We start from the raw sequence: 6,820 nt of genomic DNA, 5'->3' as shown, positions 1-6,820 counted from the left end.
AATCGATCGATATTAAACACCAAAATATTTAGCTTGTTAAATCGAAAATGGTGTTGGTGGGCATTGCCCACCCTACGTAATTTGGATTTGCTGTCCACAGAACATTTAGAGCTGTAGCAAAAAGAATTAAAATTGTTTTTATCGATCGAACAATCTCTTCAATAATCGATCGATATTAAATGCCCAAATATTTATCTCGTTAAATCGAAAATGGTGTTGGTGGGCAGTGCCCACCCTACGTAATTTGAATTGGCTAATTCTCAATTCTCAATTCTCAATTCTCAATTACTAATTACCCCTCTAGTACTTTGTTGCTGAATAATCCGATCGATAGTACCGAGCGGTATCGAAGAGATTAATTTGCGCGTATATTCAGTTTTTGGTGATTCGTAAATAGTCCGAGCAAAATCGATTTCTTCAATCTTACCTTGATTCATTACCATAATCCGATCGCTCATGAATTTGACGACGCCTAAATCGTGAGAGATAAAAATATATGTGAGATTAAATTCACCCTGTAGCTCTTTGAGCAGGTTTAATACCTGTGCTTGCACGGAGACATCGAGGGCAGATACGGATTCGTCGCAGATGATAAATTTAGGATTGAGTGCGAGCGCGCGCGCTATACATACCCGTTGGCGTTGTCCGCCAGAAAGTTGGTGGGGATAAGAGGTGAGATAGTCGGTACTCAAACCGACTCGTTGGAGTAAATATTCGGCGCGTTCTTGACGTTGTGCTTTGCTCTTAACTGTTTTGTGGATGACGAGCGGCTCGATAATCAGATTGCAGATATTCATTCGAGGATTGAGCGCGCTAAATGGGTTTTGGAAGATGATTTGTAAGTCTCTGCGGAGAACTTGCATCGCCTCACCCCGAAGGTTATTAATTTTTCTACCCTGAAACGATATCGATCCTTGTTGCGGTTCGATCAGTCTTAAAATTGCGCGCGCTAGGGTACTTTTGCCACAGCCAGATTCGCCGACTAAGCCGAGTGTTTCGCCGGGATAAACGCCAAAGGAAACATCATTGACAGCCCAATTATATTGTTGGCGATTTTTACCAAAGATTCCTTGTGCGGGAAAGCCTACTTTTAAATTACGGATTGCTAAAATCGGTTCGGCTCGATCGTCGATTTCTGGTAATTTAAGCGGACGAACGTCGATCGGGATTTCTTGGTTGACTACTGCTAGGGATTGTGGTTTTTCAACGATCTGAATTTGGCCGTCTGATGACACCTCTTCTGTCATAAAATCCCTAATCGTCGGCAGAATTTTGACTTCGCGATCGGGGCGCGGACGGCAAGCTAGTAAACTTTTGGTATAGGGATGGGTGGGATTTTGAAATAGGTCTAAAATTGGTTGATATTCGACTATTTTACCCTTGTACATGACGGCGACCACATCAGCAATTTCGGCGATAATTCCCAGGTCGTGGGTGATAAAAATCATCGCCATATTCCGCCTGTCGCGCAACTCTTGAAGGAGTTCTAAAATGGTGGCTTGAACGGTCACATCGAGAGCTGTTGTTGGCTCGTCGGCAATTAATAAAGTCGGATTGCAAGAAATCGCCATCGCGATCGTCACCCGCTGTAATTGTCCGCCCGAAAGTTGATGCGGATAGCGTTCTAACCACGAAAGTTTTTGTTGATTGATAACATCATTCAGTTCCCGCTCGCTCGGCGATGTCGAGCTGGGCATCATTGGCTCGGCTAAAGCATCGATCGATTTGAGACTGGCTAAATGTTGCTCTTTTAAACGATCGTCGCTGGGAATTAATTTAACTTCTTGCAGCAGATAAATCGCTTGACGGCGAGCTTCCGCCTTGGATACCGATTGATGTTGTAAAATTGCTTCAATTAGTTGATAACCGATCGTAAATACCGGATTGAGCGAACTCATTGGCTCTTGAAAAATCATTGCCATTTGTTCGCCGCGATAACTCGAAAATTGCGATGGTGATAATGTCAATAAATCGATCGATTGCTGTGGTGTAGAGTCCGCGTATGGCTGAAATAATACTTCGCCCTGCGTTACCTTGCCAGCATTGGGTAGCAATCCCATTACCGCTAGCGAAGTCACCGATTTACCAGAACCCGACTCGCCCACAATGCCCAATGTCTGTCCGCGCTGGAGTGTAAAGGAGATCCCATCGACTGCGGGTTGCTTGACCCCGGCAAATTGGATGCGTAAATTACGAACATCAAGGACAGAATCGCGATCGGTCATAGGTAGATCTGGGATGAAGGTCGATTGAACTAGGATAACTCAATCTTACGCCATCGATCGGTACCATTTGTGACTATGACCTGCGGACTCGATCGGGGGAAGATAGTTGCTATTATCGATTTAGATTTGGTGTTTCGATCGTTCGATCGCGTAGCGTACTGTAGGTAATTGCAGAACTTTGCCGAATGTTCGGGGCGATGATTTTATGGCACATTCAAACTGCTAACCTTGTCAATAATAGTTGGACGAATAACTTTGCAACAGCAGAAAAATCATGATTGGAATCTTGGCCGTACTATCAGTATCTGCTGCTGCTGGAATGCGAATCGCTTTGCCGCTGCTGGTAATCGGTCTGCTCAGAAATGACTTGTGGCAACAGGTACCGCTGCTCGATCGCATTCAACCCTCGGTTATTATTGCCGTCCTGAGTGCTTGGACGTTTTTAGAACTGGTAATTTCTAAACAACTCTGGGGACAGCGGCTGTTGCAAGTTGTCGAACTCGTATTTAGCCCCTTAGTCGGTGCTGTAATGGCCATGGCAGTAGCGCGGATCTTGCAGCAACCAACCCAAGCGGTCTGGATTTTGGGCGTAGTTGGGGGCTTATTTGCCCTAGTTTTGCAACTGGTAAAAGTGGGTTGGTTTTATCGGCTCAAAGGCGGGTTGCCGATTTGGGCGGTATTAATCGAAGATATTTTGTGCGTGTTGTTGGTGCTATTTGCTTTCAAAGCACCTAATTCTGGCGGACTGATTGCGCTATTAATTTTGTGGCTGGCGATTCGCAGTTCTCAAAGTTGGTATCAATGGTACAAGGAGGGACAGAAGTCGGTGGAGCGGTGAGGGTGGGAGCGGGGTAAGGAGTAAGGAGTAATGAGTAATGAGTAATGAGTAATGGAGTTTGTTTTCTCTAAAGTCTAAAGCCTAAAGACTAAACCCTAACCTCAAGTTATGACAGTGCCAAGTATAGTAACGCTGCATAAACTAATTTTTTGGCTCAATTACATTGAAGAATACACTGAATCGAGGAATTCGATCGCCTTATGATGCCACACAAAATTTGCCGAACGATTTCTACAACTATTGCGATTACCTCGATCTTCACGATTTTCTGTCATAGAGGCGATGCTAACGAACGTCGTGCAGAAGTACCCATCCAAACTTTATCTCGAACTACAACCCGATCGTCCTCGAATTCGATCGCGCAAAACCCCAACGTACCTACTCAAGAACAACTAGATCGACAACGCGATGCCGAACGCGTGCTCAAAGATGGCGAAAATCTGCGCCGAGAAATCAGAGAGCGCGGCTTTGATGGCAATCTCGAACAGCGGGTGCAAGAGCAAATAAATAAAGTGCGCGAATCTGGGAGCGATCCGCAAAAAGTCCGCGAAGCCGATAGCGAGTTGACTAGATTGCGCCAGCAGAACAATCGCTTTCCTTACTATTACTACGATCCTTTTTACCCTTACTCGACCCCCGGTCAAATAATTTTTAGCCCTGGGTATTTTTATCCGCAGACAGTGCCAGCAGAAGATCGCATCGCCGAGCGTAATTTCCAAAGTACTAGTTCCACTCAACTGTTCGGCTCGGCTGGATTCACTAACGGTGGGATCGCTCCGAGTATCGGCATTCGCTACAATTACATCGGTTTGGAAGTTGGGGCACTTTTTAACCAAGATAGTCTGCCTGGAGCCGTCAATGATTTTGCGCTACCGAGTAATTTCTTCTTTAACGATCTCGGTGTCAAGAAACTCAGCCCGCAATGGGGGTTAGATTTGCTGGGATTTGTAGACGTGACTCCGCAGGTTGCTGCTTATGGTAGCGTCGGAATCTACTTTCAGAATGTCGGTCGGATCGCCCAATCGCAAGCGACTAACGAGCTATTCAAGCAAACTAATATTACCAATACTACTGGAGCAGTCGGTGGTGGCGTCATTTACAGCCCTAGCGATAGCGTGAGCTTCGGACTGGGCTACCACTCAATCCGAGGTGTGAATGTCCGGGTGGGAGTTAACTTCTAAATTGGCGATCGCGTTAAATAACGCTGCACTTATCCGCAAGTGGCAACTTTCTACGTCATTAGACATAAAAATATACAATTTGTTTGTTTGGTAACAATTTCTAGCATTTTTACTCGTTAACATGAGAAATATCCCAGTTAAATTGTGAGCCGATCTCAATTTACTAAAAATAGAATTATTACCCTTCCGTGTACTACCTTTTTCGGGCTAACTATCCCAAACTTTTGGAGATTCAGTATGTCATTATCTAAAGGCGTAGAAATTCAGACCCTGACTTCAGCCAAAGCTGGATTAATTCAATTTTATACTCCCCAAGCCAGCCATGAAACCATGCTGGTGCAAATCCCCCCAAATGCGATCGATGATATGTTTGTGCATAAATATCAAACCGACCAATTGATGGTAGTTAGGGGTAAATTTATTTTAGTCATCTTACACGATGGCAAGTATCAATATATTCATTTAAACGATCGCGAACCAAAGGTGGTGACGATTCCCCCCTTAGTTCCCCATTCTGCCATCAATCTCAATGACGAACCATGTATGTTGATTAATGCCGTCATCCGTCACGGGCAAGCACATCCAGCAGATTATCGCCCGCTGAAAGCACCTTTTCCTTACGATTTCGATCGAGTCGATCGATTATCGTCAGGCAAACAGTGCCCGATTGCGGCATAAATACGATCGGATTTACTTGTAACTCGATCGAACGGATATCTCGATCTTGTAGGATAAAAATTTTATATGTTGTCTATTCTAAAGATTGAGATATTCTAATCGAGATAGTGAATGACTTTTCACTTGCAAATAATGTTTCGATCGGTTAGAACGATTCTATGCTATCTCAGGTGAATTGGAGTTTGGGTTATTGCGATCGCACGACCCGATCGATCGAAAACCGATCGACGATCGACAATTGCTAGAGCTAAATGTCAAAAAAATAAGTCGATAATGCGGCAGGGAATAATCGCTCTTTGCCGCGATTTCCGATCTGAATTTGCACCAACAATATCTAATTCTGTCTGTTTAATCACAAATTAGCCAATTTTCAGTCGTTACACTAGGAAGTATCTAAGTAAAGTTTTGGGATGCACTAGATGAACGATCTGAATCTTCCAAGCTACTCGATCGAGACAGAATTAGCCGACAGCCGATCTGATGCTGCCCCAATCTCCGATCCTGCTGCACCCATCCCAGTCGCGCAGACAGCCCCCGATATCAAACCAGCTCGTCCGCACCGCCGTCGATCGTGGGCAGAGCCATATAAGATTAAGGTGGTGGAGCCATTAAAAATTACTACTCGCGCCGAGCGAGAACGCGCGATCGAGGCAGCGGGTTACAATACTTTTTTGTTGCGATCGGAAGATGTTTATATCGACCTGCTCACCGATAGTGGTACCGCCGCAATGAGCGATTACCAGTGGGCGGGAATGATGATGGGGGATGAGTCCTATGCAGGTAGTAAAAACTTTTATCATTTAGAAGAAAAAATCCAGAAGTATTACGGTTACTCCCATATCATCCCGACACACCAAGGGCGTGGTGCCGAAAATATTCTGTCTCAAATCCTGATAAAACCAGGCGACTGTGTACCTGGAAATATGTATTTCACCACCACCAGGCTGCATCAAGAATTGGCAGGCGGTACGTTTGTCGATGTAATTATCGATGAAGCTCACGATCCGGCGTCTTTGCACCCCTTTAAAGGCAATATCGATCTCCAAAAACTGACTGATACGATCGATCGAGTCGGCGCAGAGCGCATTCCCTACATCAGCGTAGCTGGAACCGTTAATATGGCTGGCGGACAGCCGATTTCGATGGCAAATATGCGGGAAGTCTACCAGCTCGCCCGACGCCATGGCATCCGAATTATCCTCGATGCGACTCGCGCGGTGGAAAATGCTTACTTTATCCAACAGCGAGAAGCAGATTATAGCCACCAGACAATTGCCACGATCTTGCGCGAATTTTGCTCTTATACCGATGGCTGCACGATGAGCGGCAAAAAAGATGCCCTAGTTAACATCGGCGGCTGGCTGGCTCTCAACGACCCTGAATTATACGAAGAAGCCAGCAATCTCGTCGTCATCTATGAGGGTTTGCACACCTATGGCGGCATGGCTGGACGGGATATGGAAGCGATGGCTAGAGGCATCGAAGAATCAGTCCAAGACGACCACATTCGCGCGCGGGTGGGGCAGGTAGAGTATCTGGGACAGAAGTTAATCGATTGGAAAATTCCGGTGGTGGTACCAATTGGCGGTCATGCCATCTATTTGGACGCCAAAGCCTTTTTGCCCCACATTCCGCAAGACTGTTTCCCCGCGCAACGTCTGGCCGCAGAGCTTTATGTAGAGGCAGGTATTCGCACGATGGAGCGCGGGATTGTTTCTGCTGGGCGCAATAAAGAAACTGGCGACCATTATTATCCTAATTTAGAACTAGTCCGCCTGACGATTCCACGTCGGGTATACACTCAGGCACACATGGATCTTACTGCTGAAGCAGTGGAAGAGGTTTATTACAATCGAGATCGGATAGAGGGTCTGACAACTGTCTCTTATACACATCTG

Annotated in this window: 5 protein-coding genes; 4 read left to right on the top strand and 1 reads right to left on the bottom strand. The window is 45.7% G+C overall.

The genetic code is table 11. The annotated features are described in order from the left end of the window. Positions 1-281: 281 nt before the first annotated feature. Entirely contained in the window at positions 282-2,225 is a 1,944-nt protein-coding gene (locus C7B77_RS20370) for an ABC transporter ATP-binding protein (RefSeq protein ID WP_106309067.1), read from the bottom strand. A gap of 274 nt (positions 2,226-2,499) precedes the next feature. On the opposite strand from C7B77_RS20370, the gene C7B77_RS20365 reads away from it, so the two are divergent. From C7B77_RS20365 to C7B77_RS20350, 4 genes are all read left to right on the top strand, one after another. Next, positions 2,500-3,063, top strand: coding sequence for a DUF4126 domain-containing protein (locus C7B77_RS20365; RefSeq protein WP_106309063.1), 564 nt, complete (start codon positions 2,500-2,502; stop codon positions 3,061-3,063). A 200-nt stretch (positions 3,064-3,263) separates the two neighbouring features. Then, a complete protein-coding gene (locus tag C7B77_RS20360) occupies positions 3,264-4,244 on the top strand; it encodes an outer membrane protein (RefSeq protein WP_106309060.1) in 981 nt (326 codons plus the stop codon). A 237-nt stretch (positions 4,245-4,481) separates the two neighbouring features. Beyond that, positions 4,482-4,922 carry a cupin domain-containing protein gene (locus C7B77_RS20355; RefSeq protein WP_106309057.1) on the top strand — a complete coding sequence of 147 codons (441 nt, stop codon included), beginning with the start codon at positions 4,482-4,484 and terminating at the stop codon, positions 4,920-4,922. A gap of 419 nt (positions 4,923-5,341) precedes the next feature. Beyond that, the coding region (locus tag C7B77_RS20350; protein WP_219892218.1) for a tyrosine phenol-lyase at positions 5,342-6,820 on the top strand (1,479 nt) is incomplete at its 3' end.

The sequence above is a fragment of the Chamaesiphon polymorphus CCALA 037 genome (assembly GCF_003003845.1).
In the GTDB taxonomy this organism is placed as follows: Bacteria; Cyanobacteriota; Cyanobacteriia; order Cyanobacteriales; family Chamaesiphonaceae; genus Chamaesiphon; species Chamaesiphon polymorphus.
Note: the sequence above shows the minus strand (reverse complement) of the source record. Positions and strands in the feature narration are given on the sequence as shown.